Here is a 22,481-nt window from a genome sequence, read left to right on the forward strand (position 1 = left end):
TTCTACTGAAAAACGCTTGTTTTTTTTGTCACAATATCCCCGCTTAACGCTCAGTGTTTCTATGTGATTATTAATATGAGGTTGATTACATTGACTTTATTAATATTATTTTGGTGACTTGTTGTAACAATTAGATACAAAACGGTGCTTCTCGCCACCGCTTGCTACCCCCAAAAGCTCGATTAGACTCACGAAGTGTCGCTCCGGTTTGTCAGCGGTTTAAGGCTGCCTGCAAAGCGGTGTTGGAAGAGAATATTGTAACAATCGTTGTAACAAAGGTTGGTGGTTACTCCCAGGCGCACGCGCTGGTGCGTTTGCAAAATTCTAATGAAAACCGTGAGGTGGACCATGTTTTCAATGTCATTTGTTTCCGGTCAGGCGAAGTCTTTACTGGGAACCGTTCATGAAGGCGGGCGCTGGGGTAGAGATACGTTTCATGACCATCAGTTACACGTAGTTCCACATCCCAGCCCGTGGGAGTCGTCTATCAAGGCCATACGCTTGGCGTGGGAAGATGCGCGTAATGAAGTCTCGGTATTTGAGAGTTTCGAACGCCCCTTCGTTTTCGAAAACTTGCCTATGCCAGCGTTGGGAAGGCTTAAGATGCGCATTGAAGCGATGGATGAGTCCGGCAGTGTGCTACCCAATTCAGGCATGACGATTGATTTAGATGTGGTGCCAGAGAGTGATACGTCTCAAGAGACGCTTCCAGAGCCAAGAGAGGAAGCGTCTCTTGAGACTAAGAGTGCTGCGCTCGTCGATGATCCGATGCTTCCACAAGCTGACAGTGGTTTTGCGGTTCAGGCGCTGATAGCAGATACCTTTACTCCGATTCGGATTCAGGCAGAAGATGCTGACGACAGCGATGGTGTCTCGGCGGTTATTGCAGGCTCCGGTATTAACGTGGTCGATGACCCTGTTAGCCAGCCGAATGCGCTCAATGCCGATGGGCAAGCTTATGTGGACTATGGCGACGGTGTTAATGGTGGGGAAACACTGACGTTCACGTTCAGCGTTGAAGAGGCGGGTGAGTACGAACTGGCGCTGGGCTATGCGCTTAGTCAAAACGATGATGGCAGCGATCGAAACCGGCCCCTACGGCTGGACGTCAACGACCAGTTAGTAGATCGCATGTTCGATCTGCCCAGTACCACCCTGACGAGCACTTCAACCGACTTCAGTGACTACGGTGAACGTACCATTCGCGTACAGCTCGAGGCGGGTGAGAACACGGTAACCTTCACCTCTAACGGCGCTAGCGGCCCTAATGTCGACTACCTGGAAGTCCGCGCACCGGATCCTGATGTGTACGTTATTCAGGCGGAAGAGCTCGTGCTTTCGCCAGTGGCCGACAACGAAAACGGTGCGACCAACCGCGTGGTAACCGTCGATAACATCGCTGATTTTACCAATGGGTTGGAAACCTTCCGTGTGGGCGCCGAGGGCGCAAGCTACCTCGACTGGGCATTCAACAATGCCAATGCCTATGGCGAGTTCACCCTGGATGTCGCCACTGCGGGCACTTACAGCGTGACGGTGACCTATGCGACCAGCTCTGCGCGTCCGCTGGGCCTCTCCTTGGTAGACGAGGGTGTTTTGACACCGCTAGGTACGTTCAATTTCGCCCCGACAGCTGAGCCAAACTACTACCCCGATGACGTCAGCGATGTACCCACGGCTAACCAGCCGGCGGGCCCCAGCACTAATAACCCGACTCGACAAACCGAATGGGAAGGCTGGTCCACTGAAACCATTGAAATCTCCCTCGCCGCGGGCAGCAACACCCTACGCCTTGGCGGCGCCGCCAACGGCCCCAATATCGATAAGTTCGAGGTGGCGCTATTGGCGGCAGACCCAGTCGACCCCACGACGCCTGTGATCGATGCCATCGTGGTGCAGGCTGAAGACGCCGAACTCGGGGCTGGTAATGACGCAGGCACCTTGGTGCGCGACGCCGAGAACCCCGAAAGCGGGACAAGTTTTCAAGGACTTCGTCCTGATTATTCCGGTACCGGCTATGTCGACTACGGTAGCGCGCCGGGCGATAGCCTGACCTTTACGGTCAATGTCGCCGAAGCCGGCAGCTATGATCTGAACTTCCGCTATGCCAGCAGCGGCGACCGTCCGATGAGCCTTGCCGTCAACGGTTCGCCGCTGGCGCAGCAGGCCTTTGCCTCCACGGATCCCAATGCGACTAACGAAGCGCCGGAAGGCTTCGATGTGTGGGCCTATCAAAGCCTGACGACCGAACTCGTTGCGGGCGACAATACGATCGTTCTAAGCATTCCCGAAGGTGCTGGAAGCGGACCGAACCTTGATCGCCTTGAGGTCACGACCGCGGGCACCGGCCCGGTCGGCGATGTTCAGGCAGATGCCGATGAAACGCCGCTGGTGTTCAGCGCTGACAATAGCGTGATCAACGGCGCTGCCGTTGGCGAGGCTGGTTTTAGTGTGACCGGGCTCGATGAAGACATTGCCTCTGTGGGGATAAGCTTTGATGGCGGCGTTACCGTCGAGGAGGTAGCACCCAATCCGGATGGCAGCTTCACCCTAGACCTGTCAGGACGCGTCGATGGCGATCTCACGGCTACCCTGATCGCTATGGACGCCTTTGGTAACCGCGTCGAGCAGTCACTCGACCTTACCCTGGATACCACCGCCGATGAAGATGGTGACCTAGCCCTTGAGGGCCCGGATGCCGAAATCGCCACTGACGACAGTGCTACGGTCGTATTCGGTGTGGCGGGTATCGACGCCGACTCGACCCTTGAAGTCAGCTTTGATGGCGGCGCGACGCGTCAATCTGTCACCAGCGATGGTGATAGCCTGATGATTGACCTTAGCGGCCAGGGTTCAGGCGATGTAACGGTAACGCTGATTGTCACCGACGCGGCCGGTAACGAAGCCAGCGTGCAGGATACGGTGACGCTCGCCGCAGCATCTGGGCCGGTTACTCTCGATGTGGTCTTTGATGAAGCTTCTATTACTCCCTATAACGAGACTCAGGACAACCCGGCAAGCGGTACCGGCGCGGCAGTGGAAGACGACGGTGACACACTTTCACTAACCGATAACGTTTGGAAGCGGGCCGAGTTGCCGAGCAGCTATACCATTACCAATCAGACGCTGCTGACGCTGGATGTGGCGATTTCAGAGTCACCAGTTCCCGAAATCGTCGCAATTGGCTTTGATAACGACGATAACCCCTTCAACGGCGGTAATAGCGTCTATCAGCTTGGTGGTACCCAGACTCAGGGCGGTTTTGTCGATCTGCGCGGCCAGGGTGTCGATAATGGCGATGGCACTTTCCGTTTCACCATTGATCTGTCAGCGCACGCTGGCACAACTATCGACTCGTTAGTGTTTGTGAACGACGATGATGTGGGAGCCAAGGGCAGCACGAGCTTCAGCACCGTGAGCCTTTCCGAAGACGAGGGTGTGGATACCAACAGCGCGCCGCGCGTTGTCGGCGGCGGCATCGCCGATATCAGCCTTGATGAAGGCGCCAACATCGAGATTGATTTGCCCTTCGTCGATGATGATGGCGATGCCCTGAGCTACAGCTTCGTGGTGACCGACGGCGATGGTCAAGAAGTCATCGTGGACGGCCTGAGTGTCTCAGATCAAGTGTTGAGCGGCAGTCTCGAAGGACTAGCCCCCGGCGACTACACCGTTTCGGTGACCGCTGATGACGGTACCGCCAGCACCTCGACCGACTTCATGCTGACGGTCGACAACGTCAACGATGCGCCAGTCGCCGAGCCTGTTGCGCTTGAACCTTACTTCGGCGAAGTGGGTGAGAGCTTCATCCAGATTCCGCTTGCGGACTTCGCCACGCTGTTCTCTGACCCTGACGGCGACACCCTAACGCTCTCCGCCGAGGATTTGCCCGTCGGTCTTGAGGTGGTAGACGGCATTATCCAGGGTATTCCCAGCCAAGGGGGCACTTTCGACGTAGTGATTCGCGCCACCGATCCGTCTGGCCTTTCAGCTACCCAAACGCTGAGCTTTGTAATTGAGGGCACACAAGTAGGGGATGCCATCACCATTGAGGCGGAAAATTTCACCGATTTGGATGCCGCCAACTTGATCGTGACCGGCAGTGCGAGCGCGTCCAATGAACAGCTGATCCGGCTGACTAGTAACGAGCCCGCCACCATCGGCACCGACTTGGCCGCCGGTGGTGTCGAGCCTGGCTGGTACGTGGCGCGGCTGTATGTGTTTGATGAAAACGATGGTGAAGGTGCATTGACGCTCACCATTGGCGATACCGTGCTGCAGGCGCGCAATAGTGCAAGTGATAGCCTAAGTTCCGATGTGGTGCTCAACGACAACTTTGGCACCATCGTGGGCAGCGGGCCAAGGGGGAATGCGGGGCAGAGCGGTAACCGCAAGGAGATCGTCTTCGAAACGCCCTTTGAGGTGACCGCCGGTGATCTGGCAAGCCTTGAGCTTCGCGGCGCCGGTGGCGAACAAATGCGCATCGATTCGCTGACGTTCGAGCGAATCGATGAGCCGGTTAACTCGGCACCGACGCTTGCAGGCCTCTCTACCGACGTTAGCATCGACGAAAACAGCTCAGCCGTGGCTAACCTGGTGATCGACGATACCGATGGTGACAGCCTGACCGTCACGCTATCCGGTGCCGACGCAGCGCTATTTACTTACGATGAGGTGAGCGGGGAGCTTGCGTTCGTCAACCCGCCGGACGCCGAGCTGGCCGCCGACAGCAATGAAGACGGCGTATACGAGTTGACCGTAACCGTCTCCGACGGTGAAGACAGCGTCTCGCAGGACACCCTGATTACGGTGGCGGATATTAACGAAAGTATCGTCATCGATCAGACCACATACTCCATTGATGAGAACCTGACCGAAGTCGGTGCGATTTCGGTGGTTGACGAAGAGGGTGCTACCAGCGGCCTTAACGCACCGGTATTTGCCATCACCGGCGGCATTGATGCACCGCTGTTCACTATCGATGCGGCGACCGGGGTACTGAGTTTCACCAGTGCTCGTGACTTCGAGCTTCCGGTGGATGACGATGAAGATGGCGTTTATGAAGTAGAGGTCACCGTTACCGACGGCGATCTGACCGACGTCCAGACGCTGGAAGTGACCGTGAATGACGTCGACGAAGACCCCTTGGCGCCGATCACCCTGCAAGGCGAGGAGGCGAGCGTCACCGATGTCGGTGGCACCGGCCAGGGGGCCGTCACGCGTGTGGTGGATGCCGACAATCCCGATGACTTCGGCAACTTCCGGGAGGGCGCGGTCGGCGACGCCTACCTGGACTTCGGCACCGACGCGGGCGATCAGATCACGTTCAATATCGACGCACCCGCAGCGGGTACCTACACGGCGACGATTCGTTATGCTAACGGCGCCGCCACACCTCGGCCGCTCGACCTGACGGTCAATGGCAGTGCGCAACCGCAGGTGCCTTTTGCCAACGCGCCGGACGATGGCGTCAACGACCCCTGGGATGAATGGTTGGAGCAGGAGGTGCAGGTCACCTTTGAAGAGGGGGCCAATACCTTCACGCTGACCATCCCCACGGTGGCTAACGGTGGTACGAACAACGGCCCCAACATCGATCAGGTCGTGTTCAGCTTCGATGATGGTGATACGACCCCAGCGCCGTTCACCTTCGAGATTCAGGGCGAGGCGTTGTCGATCGACGATGATGAGCCTACTCCCGATACAGTAGTGCGTGACGCCAGCAATCCTGAAACAAACGAAGCGGCGGGCCCCGATGGGCTATGGGATGGCTATACTGGCACTGGCTATCTGGACATGGGTGGCGAAGCCGGTGATGCGGCCTTTTTTGACGTGAATGTCGAAGAGGCGGGCACCTATACCCTGAGCGTGCGCTACACCAATGGCGGTGGAGACGGTGCTGATCGGCCCATGAATATTCTGGTGGGCGGCGAGTCCCAGGGTGAAATGGCCTTCCCCATCACGGGTGAAGGCAACGCTGGCTGGTTGAACTGGCAAGAAGCCACTATCGAAGTTGAGCTTGAGGCGGGCAGCAATACGATCCGGCTTGAGAACATGGGCAATGCAGGCCCCAACATCGATAGCCTGAGCGTCACGCGGGACGGTGTCGAGCCGCCGGATGTGGTGGAACCGGTTGACCGCTTCTCGGTCAAGATCAACTTCCAACCCGACGATGTAGCGATACCGGAAGGCTATATTGCCGACAACGGCAAAGCCTTCGGCACTCAGTCGGTAACCATCGACGGCCAGACCTACCAATATGGCTGGGTCACCGAGGCATCGATCTACGATGACGAGCCCGGTACCATTCCACTGGATATTTCGAGCCTTACCAACGTGGCGGTCAATGACCGCACCGATGATATTGCCGGGCTCGATCCTCGCCAGGGCACCTACGCCCACTTCGACCAGCCTGGAAGCGATTATGTGCGCGCAGGCTGGGAAATAGAGCTGGAAGACGGCTACTACGAGGTGACCATTTCGATTGGCGATACCTCTGGGCCCTACGACAGCCGCAACGTGCTGAATGCCGAAGGCGAGCTGTTCAACGACCCCTTCACCCCGTTTCGCCCTGACGACTTCCCGGCGGACAGCAATCCGGGCGACGATACCGAGGGCGTGCGCTCCGACCTGGTCACTCGCATCGTACAGGTGAGCGACGGTCGTCTGACGCTGGATTCACTGGGTCTCGATAACGAGAATACTGAGATTCAGTACATTGAGATCCAGTCGCTTCCCGACCTGACCCCGGATGATGATCGTGAAGCGCCGCAGGACTATGCTTTCTTCACCGATGCCCGTGCTATTGCTGGCGTCGGGGAGAATGAAGTGGAGGTTGATCTCGACGGCGAAGATGGCGCTGTCCCCACCGGTGTTGATCCGACCTCGGATATCTTCGTGGGTATTTCGGTGGTCGATGGGCGTGGCGGTGCCTTGCTGGAAAGCCTAAACGACGGCTCGGTGAAGCTGTTCGAAACGGTTACCGGTGAAGAGGTCTCGTTCAACGTTAATACGACCGGCGGCTTTGATTCACTGACCATCTCGCCCAGCCAGATGCTCAAGCCGTTTACCAGCTATACGCTGGTGATCGATGGCTTCCAGGATCGCGGCCCCAACGACGATGCCGATGCGCCGACTCGCGAGTTCCAGAAGTACACCAACACCTTCGTTACCGGAGAGGAGCCGGAAGTCGTTGCCCGCGATGTGGCCTTCAACGATGTGGTCGAACTCAACGGCGCTGCGGATAACGCCTTCGGTTTCACGTCGCTGGAGATTACCTCCGACGGTTCGACCATGTATGTGGCGACTATCGGTGGGCAGATTTTGCGCTTCGACATCGATCCAAGCGACGGGTCGCTAATCAACCGCCAGGAGCTTTCGTTACCCAGCGACTACTTCTTCGAGCCCGGCGCCGAAAGCGGCAACGATCGGCGGGGTATCATCGGCCTGACGGTCGATCCCACCGACCCGAACGTACTGTGGATTACCGACAACTACCCGATCCCGCTCAACGGGCGCGATAACGGTGTGCCGGAGTTCAGCGGACGCATTACCAAGATTACGCTGGATGGTGGCAATGAGTTCTCGGGTACTGCAGAGCCCTACATTAGCGGGCTGCCACGCTCCAATGGCGACCACGTGACCAACAGCCTCGAGTTCCGCGCCAATCCCGACTACGACGCGGCCACCAATCCCGACGTGCCGACGCATCTGCTGTATTTGATTCAGGGCTCCAACTCGGCCATGGGCGAACCGGATAGTGCCTGGGGCAACCGCCCCGAGCGTTTGCTGAATGCCGCGGTCATGGAGATCGACCCGACCCGCGATGCGCCTCCCGGGGGCTTTGATGTCTCCACCGAACCGGTGCCCGACAATGGCCAGAACACCCGCTTCGATGACCCGGACGGCCATCCCAAGGATGATCCTATCCCCATGGGCAACGGCGAGTTTCTGGTGTTTGACGAACGCGGCGTGGCCACCGTGCAGGACGCCGACGGCAACGTACTGCAGAGCTACTACGACCCCTACGCCGAAGACGCGGTGCTGACCATCTTTGCCACCGGGGCGCGTAATGCCTACGACCTGGTATGGCACTCCAATGGCTTCCTGTACGTGCCGACCAACGGCTCGGCAGCAGGCGGCAACGTGCCGGACGACCCCTCGACACCGGAGGATGAACGCTTCCTGAACGTCGAGAAGCAGGACGACTACCTGTTCAAGGTGGTCGAAGGGGGCTACTACGGTCACCCCAACCCGCTGCGCGACGAGTACATCATGAACGGTGGCAACCCCACCGGCGGCAGCGACCCCAACCAGGTTGACCGGTACCCGGTCGGGACTAATCCCGAGGGGAACTACGATATCTCCGGCGTCTACTCGCTGGGCGAGAACCGTTCACCCAACGGCGCGGTGGAATACACCAGCGGTATCTTCGGCGGTAATCTGCAGGGTAATCTGCTCTTCACCGAATACTCAGGCGGTGATGACGTGCGTAGCATTACCCTTGATGCCAACGGCAACGTGATTGGCGACGATGTGCTGCGCGATCCTGAAGGTAACGTTATCAGCTACGTCGATCCGCTGGATATTATCGAAAATCCGGTGACCGGCCAGCTATATCTGTTGACCTTGAATCGGGGTAACGGACAAAGCCAGATCATTCGCCTCGACCCAGCACCGGGCGGTGTCGTTGATCCGGTCGATCCCGATCCGGGCGACGATCTGGTATCGCTGTTGGTCATCCAGGCTGAAGATAACACCCCCAATGACGGCACTGCGGTGACGATCGCCGAGGGGGGGGGCGCGGAAATCCAGATTCGTGACATTGACAATCCAGAATCCACAGCTGGCTTACCTAACGGCCTGCGTCCCGGCGCCTTTGGTCTGGATGGCAATACCAACGGTGATGACGGTGTGCCCGGCGGCTATGCAGATTTCGGTGCCACCAATGCCGATTTCCTCACTTTCAGCTTCAATCTTGATGCCGACCAAGCCGGGGAGTCGGTGTTGAGGCTGCGCTATGCCAATGGTGGTGCCGCCGATCGCCCGCTTGAGGTATTCGTCAATAACGTGAGTGTCGGGGTGTTCGACTTTAGTCCTCCTCCAGGGCTGACTGGCGATGCGGCCTGGGCCGAGTGGCTGACCGAGGACGTGGCGGCGTCACTGGTGGTGGGAGAAAACACCGTCCGGCTGCAGTCTACGGATAATACCGGCCCCAATATTGACCAGCTTGAAGTGCTGCAGTCGCCGCCGGATACTACGCCAGGCTTCACCGAGTATGAGGCTGAGGACGCCTTGCTTGATGGCCCTGTAGTGGTGCCGGAAAGCGCTGATGACCGCAACGCCTCTGGGGAAGGTTTCGTCGACTTCAATGGCACTGGCGATCAGACCATTACCTGGACCGTCGATGTCAATGAGACCGGCAACTACGAAATCGGCTTCCGCTACGCCCTGGCGGCGAGCAAAGCCGACCGCCCGATGGAAGTGACCATCAACGGCGTTAACTTAGGGCTGGTCAACTTCGTCGGCCAGAGCAATGAGGCGGAAAACGACTGGTTCTTCCAGGAGCTATTGGTCAACCTGCAAGCGGGCAGCAACACCATCAGCGTGACGGCACCTGAGGCCAACGGCCCCAATGTGGATCTACTTCGGGTTCCAGATGCACCTACCGACACCTTTATGCCGGTGTACGCCGATGTCTCCGACGGTGCGCGCATTGAACTTGAGAGTGGCGACAATGCGCGCACGATCAACGACCTGACGGCCGATTTCTACTTTACGGTGGATACCGATGGCCTTTATCGCCTGGATCTTGCGGCTAACGCCGGTGCCAACGATGGCCAGGGCCTGACCCTGACGCTTAACGGTCAGCCAGTGGATGTACTGGCCTATCCGGGCCAGGGGGATGCCGGGGAAGAAGGCACCTATGTCGAGCTTGAGGCGGGCGTGGAGTACAACCTGCGAGTGGTTTCCAGTGCCGATGGTGCCGATGAGCTGGACTATCTTGATGTGACACCGGTCTCGGGAAATGACAACGCCGACATTGCCATCCAAAGCGGCGATGCTGCCTACTACTCTGACCGGCTGCACTTCAGCTATCTGGAGAACAATAGCGCCTCGAACCCTGATCGGGACTTCAAAGAGAGCGCAACGGTAACGATTTCTAACACCGGAAGCGAGACATTGGAGATTCTCGATGCCGATATTGATGGCCCATTCGTGCTCCAAGATCCGAGCATCTTCGAAGGCTTGACGCTCACCGCCGGAGAGTCGCTAGAGGTGACGGTGCTGTTTGACCGTGATAGTTACACCCCGCCAACCAACGACGCTGGCGACGGAGTGTTTGAAGGGCGCATTCGTCTGACGACCAACGATGCCGACTCGCCGATTGCCGAGATTCACATGGCAGGCTTCTGGCAGGCGCGAGACGAGGGTGGTTGGGAACCCAATGTCAACGAGGTCTGGGAAGTCTTCGGCTTCGGTAACCGCATTGATGGCCTGACCACAGTGGGAGGCGGCGAAAACTCCGTACTCAATGACTTCGACCTCTATCGCCCCGTCAACGATGACGAAGTACTGTCGCGCTACTGGACGCTGGCTGACGGTGCTAGCGAGGCGAAGATCACCCAATTGGCGGCTTATCATGGGGATGGTGGCGCGACGTTGGGCATTCACAATCCTGGGAATAAAAACCAGGACATCATCTTCAGCAACCATGCCGGCGACAACAACCAAAGCCTTCTGCCGATTAAAGGAAATGGTGATTTCGCTACCGCGAGTTTCTCGCTTGCAGATATTCCTAGCGGTTGGGCCGGCCAGGGTGTGTTTGGTATCGAGGTGGCGAACCTCTCCACCGACCCATCGCTGAATCCTGAGGGGGGCGGCACGCCGCCGGCCGATGCCGAGGGTATCGAGCGTGGCTACACGGTACGCATGTTCCGGGCGCTGGATGCCGAGGGTAACGTGATTCCCAATACTTATCTGGGTGTCATGGATTACACCGGCATCAACTACGACTATAACGACAACATGTTCCTCATTGAGGGCGTAACGCCGGTAACCGGGGGTGAGCTGACGGTGATCAATAACGACGGCATTCCGTCCAATGATCGCCTGGTGATGTCGCGCATCGAGAATCCGGTCAACGCCGCGCAGGAAGTGCATGACGAAGTCACCATTACGATCAGAAACGATGGCTTCGAAACCCTTGATGTCAACAGCATTGAGGTCAGTGATACCACCCTGTTCGAGCTGACGGAGGCGTTCGCGGCGATTAGCCTGGAGCCGGGCGAGTCTATCGACGTAACGGTGCGCTTCATTGCCGATGACCCCAACGATGCCAGCCTTTACGAGGCAAGCCTGGTCATCAACTCGAGCGATGCTGATGAGGGCGAGAAGGTCATTCAACTCGCCGGTTTGGCCCAGAACCAGTCGGAGAGCGGACAAGAGCCACTGGTTCAGGAAATCATCAACGCCTTCGGCTATACCACCAATGTGGCCGAGGGGCAGATGAACCAGGGCGGGCTAGTGGAAGCTAACGGCGATGAGATTCTGTCACCGTACTTCCAGCGCGCCGACGGTGGATCGCCGATCAAGATCACCCAACTGGCGGCGTATCACACCCAGGGCGACGTGGCCCGGCTGTTCATCCACGATGTGGACAGTCGCAATCTCGATGAGATTCTGGCCCACGACGAGGCCGATGGTCAGACGCTACTGCCGCGCACGCTCAACAATGGCGATCTGTTGACCACGACGACGCTGGATCGCGATGCGCCGTTTGGCTTCTTCGCTGAGATCTCGGGTCGCCAGGGCTATATTTCCTGGTCGGATCCGGATGCCAACCTTTATGAGGACACCATTGATGCTATCGGCAATCCGGGCACCAATCTCAATTGGGACGAGAGCGATGGTCACCTGATCCGCGTCTACATTGCCAAGGATGCTGCCGGTAACGTGATCCCGGACACCTATATCGTGATTCAGGATTACGCCGGGGTTAACTACGACTACAACGATAATATCTTCCTGGTCGAGAACGTTCAGACCTACGACCCCACCGGGGCGGAAGATGCTGACGGAAACGGTCGAGTAGACCTGTACGACGACGATGACAACGACGGCGTACCGAACTTCCTCGACAACCCCGAGCCGGTGGGCCAGACCGCCTTCAATGACAGTGAAACTGCATGGGCCGTAGGCAACGATGGCTTGACCCTCGAAGCCAAGCTTTATGATAACGGCGGCCAGGGGGTGGCTTATAACGACACGACTACTGCGCATCAGGGAGCAGCTTTCCGCGCTGACGAAGCGGTGGATATCTCCAACGGCACCGAGGCGCTGGGCTACATTGCCGATGGCGAGTGGGTCGAGTACACCCTGAATGTCGAGACGGCGGGCACCTATACGCTTAGCTTCTCCACGTCTGCGGTCACCGATGGCAAGACCATCACCGCGGCCTTCGAACAGGGTGGTGGCTTCTATACCCCGGCGCAGGTACAGAGTCTGCCTAACACCGGTAGCTTCACCAGCTTCCAGACCGTCGGTCCACTGACCTTTGAACTGGAAGAGGGCGAGCAGGTGCTAAGGCTCACCTTTAACGGTGGCCAGTTGGATCTGGCGTCGTTCACCCTGAACTTTGAAGCACCGGTGAACGATGGACAGAGCGCCTTTAATGACACCCAGGCTGCCTGGGAGGTTGGCGCGGAGGGCTTGAGTCTGGAAGCGCGCTTCTATGACAACGGTGGCCAGGGTGTCGCCTATAACGACACCACCGCCGCTCACCAGGGTGACGCCTTCCGCTCCGACGAGGCGGTGGACATCTCTAGCCCTTCGCAGGCGATTGGCTTCATCGAGGATGGCGAGTGGGTGGAATACACCATCAATGTGGCGGAAGACGGCGTTTACGACCTCGACTTCCTGACCTCTATGGCTTCCTCCAACCCGGCCGCACGCTCGATTACCGCAAGCTTCGCCAAAGGCGATACGCCCTACGTGACGGCCTCACCGGTCGGGGTATCCCCAACGGGAAGCTGGACCTCCTTCACCCAGACCGATACTACTCAGGTAACGCTCGAAGCCGGTGAGCAGGTGTTACGGTTGACCTTCAATGGCGGCCCCATGGATCTGGCCTCGTTCAACCTGGCACCCGTTGAGCCGCCGCCGGTCGACGACGCTCAGCAGGCGTTCACTGATAACGGTGACCCCTGGCAGGTGGGTAGTGACTTCACACTCGACGCTGTCAACTACGATGAAGGTGGTCAGGGGGTTGCCTACAACGATGCCGATGCCGAGCAGATTGGCACGGACTTCCGCCCGGGCGATGGCGTGGATATCGTCGGTGACGGTGACGCCATTGGCTGGGTGGACGAGGGCGAATGGGTGGAATACACCCTTAACATCCAGCAGGCTGGGGTCTACGACCTGTCGTTCTTGTCTGCACTTGGTGATAGCAGCGGTGCACAGCGCAGCATCACGGCGACCTTTACTAAAGGCGACGGTACTCCCTACGCCTCGATTGACCCGGTGGTGATATCGCCGACAGGTGGCTGGGGCAATTTTCAGCCTACTGATGCCACCCAGGTAGCGTTAGAGACCGGTGAGCAGGTGCTGCGATTGACCTTCAATGGCGGGTCGCAGGATCTGGCTTCGTTCAGCTTGGCGCGTGATGGTCAGCAGGCTTTCAATGCAGGCGGCACTCCATGGGTGGTGGATGCTGATGAAGGCTTGACGCTTAATGCGGCTCTGTTCGACGAAGGTGGCCAGGACGTTGCCTACAACGACGCCGATGCTGTTCAGATTGGATCGGACTTCCGCCCGGATGAAGGGGTCGATATCGTTGGGCAGGGCGAGGCGATAGGCTGGGTCGATGAGGGTGAATGGGTGGAATACACCATCAACGTCGAACAAGCTGGCAGCCACACCCTGTCGTTCGTGACCTCGTCACCCAATGACGGCCGCACCATCTCTGCTGCGGTTGAACAGGATGGCGTCTTTTACGAACAGTCCGCCCCGGCGTCGGTGCCAAACTCTGGTGCCTGGGGAACCTATGTGGACGGACCTTCGCTGACGCTGGATCTTGAAGAGGGGATCCAGGTGTTGCGTCTTACCTTCAACGGTGGCTCTCAAGATCTGGCTTCGTTTCAGATCAGTCGAGATGCTGATGTGAATGCAGCCAGTGTGCTGAATATGGATATGATGAACATGGCCAGCGATATGAGCGATGGTTCGTCCATGGAGGAAGAACTCGTTGCGATGAGTGATGATGTGAGCATCAGCGGCGTGCAGGAAAATGACCAAGGCGCCTTGATGTAATGCTCGAATCATGTAGCACTTGCTAGAGTCTGCGAGGCGGTGCTGATGAGATAGAAAGAGAAAGTGTTAATCAAGCCTGCGAGAAATCGCAGGCTTGATTTGCGCAGTGAATTTGGTTGGCCACTGTCGGCGGGGCGGCCCCCCTTTCTCTATGGGCTGCACAAGAAGCCAACTACGCATGTAGTCATCGCCCTGAACCATACCAGTGAGCACTGCTCAAACGGATGATTTTCGAAATTGGGAGAGTATTAAGTGAGTAAAGTCGGCGGAAGGGGCGTCAGAAGAGATAGCTGAGGTAGTAGTGAAAGCTAATGTACTAGAGGAAATTAGCCGACAAGTAAAAACAAAAAAAGCAGGCCAGTAAGTTACTGATCTGCCTTTCAAAGTATTGGTAGCGGGGACCGGATTTGAACCGATGACCTTCGGGTTATGAGCCCGACGAGCTACCAGACTGCTCCACCCCGCATCAACGTGTGGCGTATTCTACAGAAGTTTTAGATGAAGTCAATAGGGGGGTTAACACGTTTGGCTTATAGTCGTTGATTATGACCTACGGCAACATGGGGTAAGTGCAGCTATGCTTTAAATAGCCATAACAAAAAGCTTACGTTGGTGCATTGTTCACGCAAATAATGCACTAGGGTAATACAGGCGCAGTCGCGCTTATTCACAATGGCTTGCGACATAACGTGCATGTTTTGAGATCCAAGCCATTTGTCATATCAGGGAGGTAGTCAATGGCCAATCAAGCCCCCGTCGCCTGGGTAACTGGTGGAACTGGTGGTATCGGTACGGCAATTTGTCGTTCGTTGGCAGATGCGGGATATCTGGTCGTGGCGGGTTATCGCAACCCCGACAAGGCCAAAACCTGGCTAGAAACGCAGCATGCCGACGGCTACAACAATATCGAATTGTCAGGTGTCGACCTTTCTGACCACAACGCCTGCCTGGAAGGTGCCCGCGAAATCCACGACAAGTATGGCCCGATTAGTGTGCTGGTGAACTGTGCGGGGATCACCCGTGACGGCACCATGAAGAAAATGACCTACGAGCAGTGGTACGAAGTGCTCGACACCAACCTCAACAGTGTATTTAACACCTGCCGTAGCGTCATTGAGATGATGCTTGAGAATGGCTATGGCCGGATTATCAATATTTCATCCATTAATGGCCGTAAAGGCCAGTTTGGTCAGGTGAACTACGCGGCGGCGAAAGCCGGCATGCATGGTTTGACCATGTCGTTGGCACAGGAAACAGCGACCAAAGGAATTACCGTCAATACCGTATCGCCTGGCTATATTGCCACCGATATGATCATGAATATTCCTGAAAAAGTACGCGAGGCAATCCGGGAAACCATTCCAGTGAAGCGCTATGGCACGCCAGAGGAGATTGGCCGATTGGTCACCTTCTTAGCCGATAAGGAGTCAGGTTTTATCACCGGTGCAAACATCGACATCAACGGTGGTCAGTTCATGGGTTAGTGGTTAGCCCAAGAGGAGAGCGTAAACGGGAGGCTATAAGCCTCCCGTTTTCTTTTGCTAACGCTATGGCAGTGGTACTCGTGCCAGTCGGCTGAGCAGGTTATCCAACTCTTCCACTTCAGCATCCCATAGCGTGGCTGGCATTGGCCCTAGCGCCAATAGTGCCGCCAGGATGTCGATCACTTCTTGATCACGGCTGCGCTCTTGATTGAAGCCTTCATTCAAACGTTCTACCTGAATCGCCAGGCGCAGTGGCTCATCACTCTGCCGCACGCTACCCACGGCCAGCATCGAGAGGTGCACTCTTAGCCTCGCAAGGGAGTCGGCGATACGGGCGTGCTCAGCGTCTGATAGCGGTACTGCTACGCTATGGCGCTGTTGATTGCGTGCGTTATGTGACTGACTGAAAGCGCTAGGCAATGAAGTGTCGAGAACCGATTGCGCGTCCACATCGCTAGGAATTTCCTCGCTGAGATAGCGCTGGTCGGCGGCCAGGTGAGCGTTCACTAATGGCATAATCGCATGCCACTGTTGAACCGTGTCGGCCACCGCCAGACGGTTTAGGCGTTCTCGGCGTGCACGCACAATGCCGCTCATCCGCTTCTGCATGCCTTCGCTGCGCCGGTTGCGTGGCAGCGGCTCAAGCTGGTTGGCCTGCTCAATAAAGCGCTCCAGTGTGGCCGACTCGCTCGCCTCCAGTGGCTGCCAACTATCCATTTCATCGATGAGCGTCTGCATCTCATCAAGCTGCTGTTGCTGGCGCGCTGCCTGCTCATTTTTATGTGCATCGCGTTGGGCAAAGAGTTGATCACACTCGTGGCGAAAGGTTTTCCACAGCGTTTGCTCTTCGCCTTTTGGGGCTCGGCCTAGTGCACGCCACTGCTGCTGCAGCTGTTTGGTCAGGTGGATGCGCTGGGCCAGCGGCTGGCTGTCGTCGCTACGCAGTGCGCTCACCTGGCTGATCAGTTCGCGTTTTTTTGAGGCGATCGTTTCAGCGCGTTGATCAATCAACGCCTGTAGTTGATGGCGAATAGTCCCAAAGCGTCGCCCAACGGTCTCTGAACGCTCACGTGGAACGGGGCTGTAGTGCCGCCACTGGTGGCGCGCTTTGTCGCGGATTTGCCTTAGCACATCAGGATCGGCATCTTCTGCGGGCTGAGCCAGCAGGCTCTCTAGCTGGTCGCATAGCGCTTCCCGGGCTTTCAGGTTGTTCTCACGCTCTTTGCTGAGCTGATCCCGCCAAGGGGCAAGACGTTCGTGGATACGATCCGAAGCGCTACGGAAACGCGCAGACTGTTCGCGGTTGGCCGCCGCATCGCCCAGTGATTTCCACTCTTTGACCAACTGGCGATGATGGCGGTCAAGCGCTTCTTCTGCCATGTAGAGATCGTTCGCCAACGCTTCGATACCCGCGCATAGCTGCTCGCGCTTTGGCCCGGCGACAAACCCCCGCCAGTCGCGTAATTCCGCGAGCCGGGCGGCTAAGTGCTTTAAGCGTGTTTTGAGCGGTTGAGCGGCTGAGCTCTCCAGGGCTTCAATGCGCGGCTTTAGGCGCTGATGCAGGCGGCTGGCGCTTTTAAAGGCGCCGCGCTCTAGCAAGTGCTCAAAGGTGTCGAGTTCCGCGCCATGGGCCTCCAGCGTGGCGCTGTCCTCTGCAGGTTGCAAAGGGGCGGTGCTGTCAGCATTACACGCAGCCAGGGCGCGGCCGAGCAGCGCCGGGGGGGTTAAGGTGTCTGGCCACCGGCAGTCGCTAATCAGGGTGGCCAGGGTCTCATGATCGCCACTGGCCAGGGCGGTTTCGATGGGCGCGCTTACCGCGCACCAGCGCTGCCATGCCTCTAAGCACTGGTCGTAGTGCTGAATCGCCAGCGTATAGCGCTGGCGCATGGTGTCACTGGGCGGGTGGATATCGGAAAGCGCCTGCCAGCGTTGGCCGAGTAGCTGACGCTGGGCGCGCAGGCTGTCGATATCCTGTACGGTCATGGCGGAAGCGTGGCGTAGGCCGTCAAGGGTCTCTTCGATGCCTTCAAGCAGCTGCTCTCGGGTGTTTTCAGCTTCTTCGCGGCGCTCGTCGCTCTGCTGGCGAGCCTGCTCCTGGGTCTCGTGGTCGTGGAGTGTTTTGCGGCAATTGAGCACGGCTTGATGAAAGCGCTGCTCCTGTTCCACGCTGGGCGGCTGAGTTAGTTGCTCCCACTGCCGTTCAAGGTGGCGAAAACGGCCACCGTAAAGGGGCTCCCAGGGCGCGCGGGCATGCTGTTCTAGCTGATTCAAAAGCGTTTCGCGCTGCTGCTCTTCCGCTTCCAGCCACTGGGCGTCGCTGCGCAAGCGATTGAGGCGTTCCCGGGCCAGACGAACCACCTGGCGGTCACGGCGTGCCTCTTTCAATAATCGCTTAAGCCCCTCCTCGTCCTCAATGCGCTCGGCGGCCTGGTGGCGAACGGCGGCTACACCGTTGTAGCAAGCTTGATGTATCAGGTCATTCTCATCACTCAGCTTGCTCAGGGCGATCAAGCGTAGATTAAGGTTGTCGCCCTGGAGGGCGACCGCACTCAATACCCGCGGCTCTTCAATCTGTTCAACCAGTATCTGGCGCTGGTTCAGGTCGGTATGGCCTTCACGCCCACTAAGCCGTTGGCAAACCGCATTGAACCAGGTTTCCTCCTGCTGATGGCGGGGGTATGCGTTTACCAGACCTACGCAGTCATCCAGAGCCAGCAGCGCGGCAAGGCGAATCTGGCTATCGCTATCTTGAGTGAGCGACTGCAGCGCTTGACGCTGATCCGCCTGCTCTGGGTTTAGTCGTTGGAGGGCCTGACGGCGCACCTCTGGGTCAGGGTGTTGCCACCGAGGTGCGAACAGGCGTCTTAACAGTCCGTGCATGGATCATCCTGCGAGTATGAAATGCGTAGCATGAAAAAAACGGCTCGGTGGTTGCAGTCACCGGCACAGTCGCTTAGCTTGGCGTTACTATTGCTGTCTCGTAATAAGCATGGTGTGATAAACGTCTATTTTCTAGGCCACACTGCTTCTAGATCACACTGTTTTTAGACTACAGTGTTTCTAGACGACGAAATGCGTGATAGTACGCTACCTTAATCTTATATGAACATGACGGGGAGTTCGGCCATGAGCCTTAACGTGGATAGTGCCGTAGTGGCCTTTACCTTCAAAGGCGGCATGCTGCCGATGACCGTCATGGAGCTAAGTAGTGCTGACCCAGAGCAAATCCGGCAGCAGTTGGCTGGTAAGTTTTCCCAGTCCCCTGCGTTCTTTCAGCATACACCGGTTGTGCTCAGCGTGGAAAAACTCGATGAACCCCACTTAGCCCTTGAGCGCATTTGTGCCGTGTGCCGTGACCATAAGCTGTTGCCGGTAGCTGTGCGCGGTGGTACTGAGCCGGTTCGCCAATCGGCCTGGGCGCTGGGGCTGGGTTGGTTTCCGCCGGTGGCGGAAGGGCGGGCACGGGTGCTGGAAAGTGTCGGCAGCTCGCCGGTGCAAGAGGTCGCCCGTGAGGAGCCAGTGAGCGAGTCAGAAGCGCCAACGTTGGCCACGCGGCTCTATCGCGGTACCGTTCGCTCTGGCCAGCAAGTAAGCGCCTCTGATGGAGATTTAGTGGTCATCGGGGCGGTGAATGCCGGGGCGGAAGTGCTGGCTGCTGGCAGTATTCATGTCTACGGTGCACTGCGGGGCCGGGCACTGGCAGGCATTCATGGTAATACCCAGGCAGGTATTTATTGCCGCGAGCTGGAGGCTGAGCTGCTTTCGGTGGCAGGCAATTACAAACGCTCGGAAGATATCGACGCTCAGCTTCTGGGGCAGCCCGCAGAAGTTCACTTTACAAAAGAACAGCTTGAAATTAAGCCACTGGGCTAAGGTATTAGTATGAGGCTGCGTTGGTGCTTCATGCCTAGCGACGCCGAAGACGCTATCCGTTACAGTATGGCATGTTGATGACATTGACGTTCCCGTTATGCGCAGAGCGCCAACTGACTCGCGCTCGCGACGAACGACTTCAAGAAGGAAGTGAATCTTGGCCAAGATAATTGTAGTGACCTCTGGTAAAGGAGGGGTCGGCAAAACCACCAGTGCGGCAGCCATCTCCACAGGACTTGCGCTGCGCGGTAAAAAAACGGTCGTCATCGATTTTGATGTGGGCCTGCGTAATCTCGACCTGATCATGGGTTGCGAACGGCGCGTGGTGTATGACTTAGTCAACGTGATTCAAGGCGAAGCAGGGCTTAATCAGGCGCTGATTCGCGACAAGCGCGTCGAGAATCTATTTATTTTGCCCGCTTCCCAAACTCGCGATAAAGATGCCCTGACCCAAGAGGGCGTTGCAGAGATTTTGGAGAAGTTGAAAGAAGATTTCGACTTCATTCTGTGTGATTCACCCGCCGGTATCGAACGCGGTGCGCAGTTGGCCATGTACTTCGCCGACGAGGCGATTGTGGTCACCAACCCTGAAGTATCGTCAGTGCGTGACTCTGACCGTATTTTGGGGCTGTTGGCCTCGAAAACCCGGCGTGCAGAGCAGGGCGATGATCCTATTAAAGAGCACCTGCTGGTGACCCGCTATAATCCCGAACGGGTTACCTCCGGCGATATGCTGACGCTGGACGATATCCGCGAAATTTTGGCGATCAATTTACTGGGCTTGATTCCTGAGTCAGAGGCTGTGCTGCGTGCTTCCAACCAGGGCGTGCCCGTTACCCACGATATCTCCAGCGACGCGGGCCAAGCCTATAGCGATACGGTATCGCGCCTGCTTGGTGAAGACATGCCGCTGCGTTTCCATGAAATGCAACGCAAAGGCCTGCTGAGCCGTATGTTTGGGGGGGCGCGCCGATGAAATTACTGGAGTTCTTGAAGCGTGAGCGCAGGAAATCCGCCTCGGTCGCCAAAGAACGTTTGCAAATTATTGTCGCGCATCAGCGTAGTCAGCGCGGTCAGCCCGACTATATGCCGATGCTAGAGCGCGAACTGCTTGAGGTGATTCGTCGTTACGTCCATGTGGATGACGACGCCATTCAAATTTCCTTGGACAGCGAAGACAACTGCTCGGTGCTGGAGCTGAACGTGACGCTTCCCAAGAGCTGAGCCTTCGTCTACGTGCAAGAACTGAAGACGGGGCGAAAGGGGTGGCGGGTGTGCTAGGCTTGGGCTTTTAACTGCCCAGCGGAGTGATTGCTCATGGCGCCACCCAATGCTGCCCCTGCCAGTTTTCTATGGCATGACTATGAAACCTTCGGGGCGGATCCGCGTCGCGATCGGCCCGCTCAGTTCGCTGCCCTGCGCACTGATGCTGATATGAACGAGATCGGCAAGCCGATCGAACTCTACTGCAAGCCCGCCGATGATTACCTGCCTCATCCTACTGCCTGTTTGATTACCGGCATTACCCCGCAAAAAGCTCAACGCCATGGTCTGCCCGAAGCAGAATTTGCGGGCGAGATTCAGCGCCATATGAGTGAGCCGGGCACTTGTGTGGTGGGTTACAACAGCCTACGCTTTGATGACGAAGTCTCCCGCCATCTGTTTTACCGCAATTTGCTCGACCCCTATTCCCGTGAGTGGCAAAACGGCAATTCCCGCTGGGATTTAATCGATGTTGTGCGCGCTTTTTATGCGCTGCGCCCGGATGGCATTGAGTGGCCGCTGCGCGAAGACGGTGCACCCAGCTTCAAGTTAGAGCACTTAACCGCAGCAAACGGTATTGCCCATGAGGGGGCTCACGATGCGGTAGCCGATGTGCGGGCCACGATTGCCTTGGCGCGTTTACTTAAAGCGCGCAATGCCAAACTGTTCGACTATCTGCTCGGCCTGCGCGGTAAGCGCGCGGTGGCCAAGCAGCTTGACTTGCCCAACGCCAAGCCGCTGCTACATATCTCCCGCCGCTATCCTGCCAGCCGGGGCTGCAGTGCCCTGGTGATGCCGCTGGCCGAACATCCGACAAACCCTAATGGGGTGATTGTTTACGATTTGAGCGTTGATCCCAGCGATATGCTGAGCATGTCAGCGGAGCAGATTCGCGAGCGGGTATTCGTCAGTCAGCAGGATTTGGCTGAAGGTGAAGCACGTATTCCGTTGAAGGTGATCCATATTAACCGTTGCCCGGTGGTGTTCCCCGCAACGGCTTTAAGAGACGTTGAGGGGCCGCAAAAGGGGGAGTATGGCATTATCGTTGCGCGCTTAGGCCTGGATGTGGCGGCCTGTCGCCAGCACTGGAAAACCCTGCGCGATGCCAGCGGTGTTGCCGCTAAGGTCGCCGAGGTGTTTAGCGCTGGTTACGAAGACGCCCCGCAAGACCCTGATCTAATGCTCTATTCGGGCAGCTTCTTCTCCGCCGCTGACCGTCAGCAGATGGAGCGGGTGCGGGAGATGGAACCGTGGGATCTGGTAGGGCAGCGCTTTGCGTTTCAGGATCCGCGCCTGGAAGAGATGCTGTTTCGTTATCGCGCGCGCAGTTACCCCGACACCTTGGAAGGCGAGGAGCGCGAGAAGTGGGAGGCGTTTCGCTGGATGCGAATCAATGATCCGGCCCTGGCAGGCTTTACCCTCAAGGCGTTTGCGCGGGAAATCGCTCAATACAATCAGCAAACCCTTACTGACCGTGAGCGGCAGATTCTGGAAGAGCTGGTGATGTTCGTGGAGGCGATGATGCCGGCCCAGGCGTTTGATGCCTGA

At 57.4% G+C, this 22,481-nt stretch carries 7 protein-coding genes and 1 tRNA gene; 6 read left to right on the plus strand and 2 right to left on the minus strand.

Going from position 1 to position 22,481, the window contains the following annotated elements; genetic code table 11:
- Positions 1-348: 348 nt before the first annotated feature.
- Positions 349-14,313, plus strand: coding sequence for a carbohydrate-binding protein (locus OM794_RS02350; protein ID WP_226250060.1), 13,965 nt, complete (start codon positions 349-351; stop codon positions 14,311-14,313).
- A 389-nt stretch (positions 14,314-14,702) separates the two neighbouring features.
- On the opposite strand, the gene OM794_RS02355 is transcribed toward OM794_RS02350, so the two are convergent.
- Positions 14,703-14,779 (minus strand) — tRNA-Met (locus tag OM794_RS02355).
- A gap of 271 nt (positions 14,780-15,050) precedes the next feature.
- On the opposite strand from OM794_RS02355, the gene phbB reads away from it, so the two are divergent.
- Positions 15,051-15,797 (plus strand): acetoacetyl-CoA reductase, encoded by a 747-nt coding sequence (gene phbB / locus OM794_RS02360; protein WP_226250061.1) that lies wholly within the window; start codon positions 15,051-15,053, stop codon positions 15,795-15,797.
- A gap of 63 nt (positions 15,798-15,860) precedes the next feature.
- Here the strand turns inward: phbB and OM794_RS02365 are convergent, their stop codons facing one another.
- A complete protein-coding gene (locus OM794_RS02365) occupies positions 15,861-18,677 on the minus strand; it encodes a DUF349 domain-containing protein (protein ID WP_265154236.1) in 2,817 nt (938 codons plus the stop codon).
- Between the two features lie 246 nt (positions 18,678-18,923).
- Here OM794_RS02365 and minC point away from each other — a divergent pair, with 246 nt between their 5' ends.
- From minC to sbcB, 4 genes are all read left to right on the plus strand, one after another.
- Positions 18,924-19,670, plus strand: coding sequence for a septum site-determining protein MinC (gene minC, locus OM794_RS02370; RefSeq protein WP_211595865.1), 747 nt, complete (start codon positions 18,924-18,926; stop codon positions 19,668-19,670).
- Positions 19,671-19,827: 157 nt separating this feature from the next.
- Positions 19,828-20,646, plus strand: coding sequence for a septum site-determining protein MinD (gene minD, locus OM794_RS02375; protein ID WP_088698739.1), 819 nt, complete (start codon positions 19,828-19,830; stop codon positions 20,644-20,646).
- The gene (gene minE / locus OM794_RS02380) at positions 20,643-20,894 is read left to right on the plus strand and encodes a cell division topological specificity factor MinE (protein WP_007111776.1); all 252 of its coding nucleotides are present in this window, start codon (positions 20,643-20,645) and stop codon (positions 20,892-20,894) included. The genes minD and minE overlap by 4 nt, the downstream gene beginning before the upstream one ends.
- 93 nt (positions 20,895-20,987) lie before the next feature.
- Complete coding sequence (gene sbcB, locus OM794_RS02385; RefSeq protein WP_226250062.1) at positions 20,988-22,481, plus strand: exodeoxyribonuclease I; 1,494 nt, start codon at positions 20,988-20,990, stop codon at positions 22,479-22,481.

This window comes from Halomonas sp. BDJS001, assembly GCF_026104355.1.
In the GTDB taxonomy this organism is placed as follows: domain Bacteria; phylum Pseudomonadota; class Gammaproteobacteria; order Pseudomonadales; family Halomonadaceae; genus Vreelandella.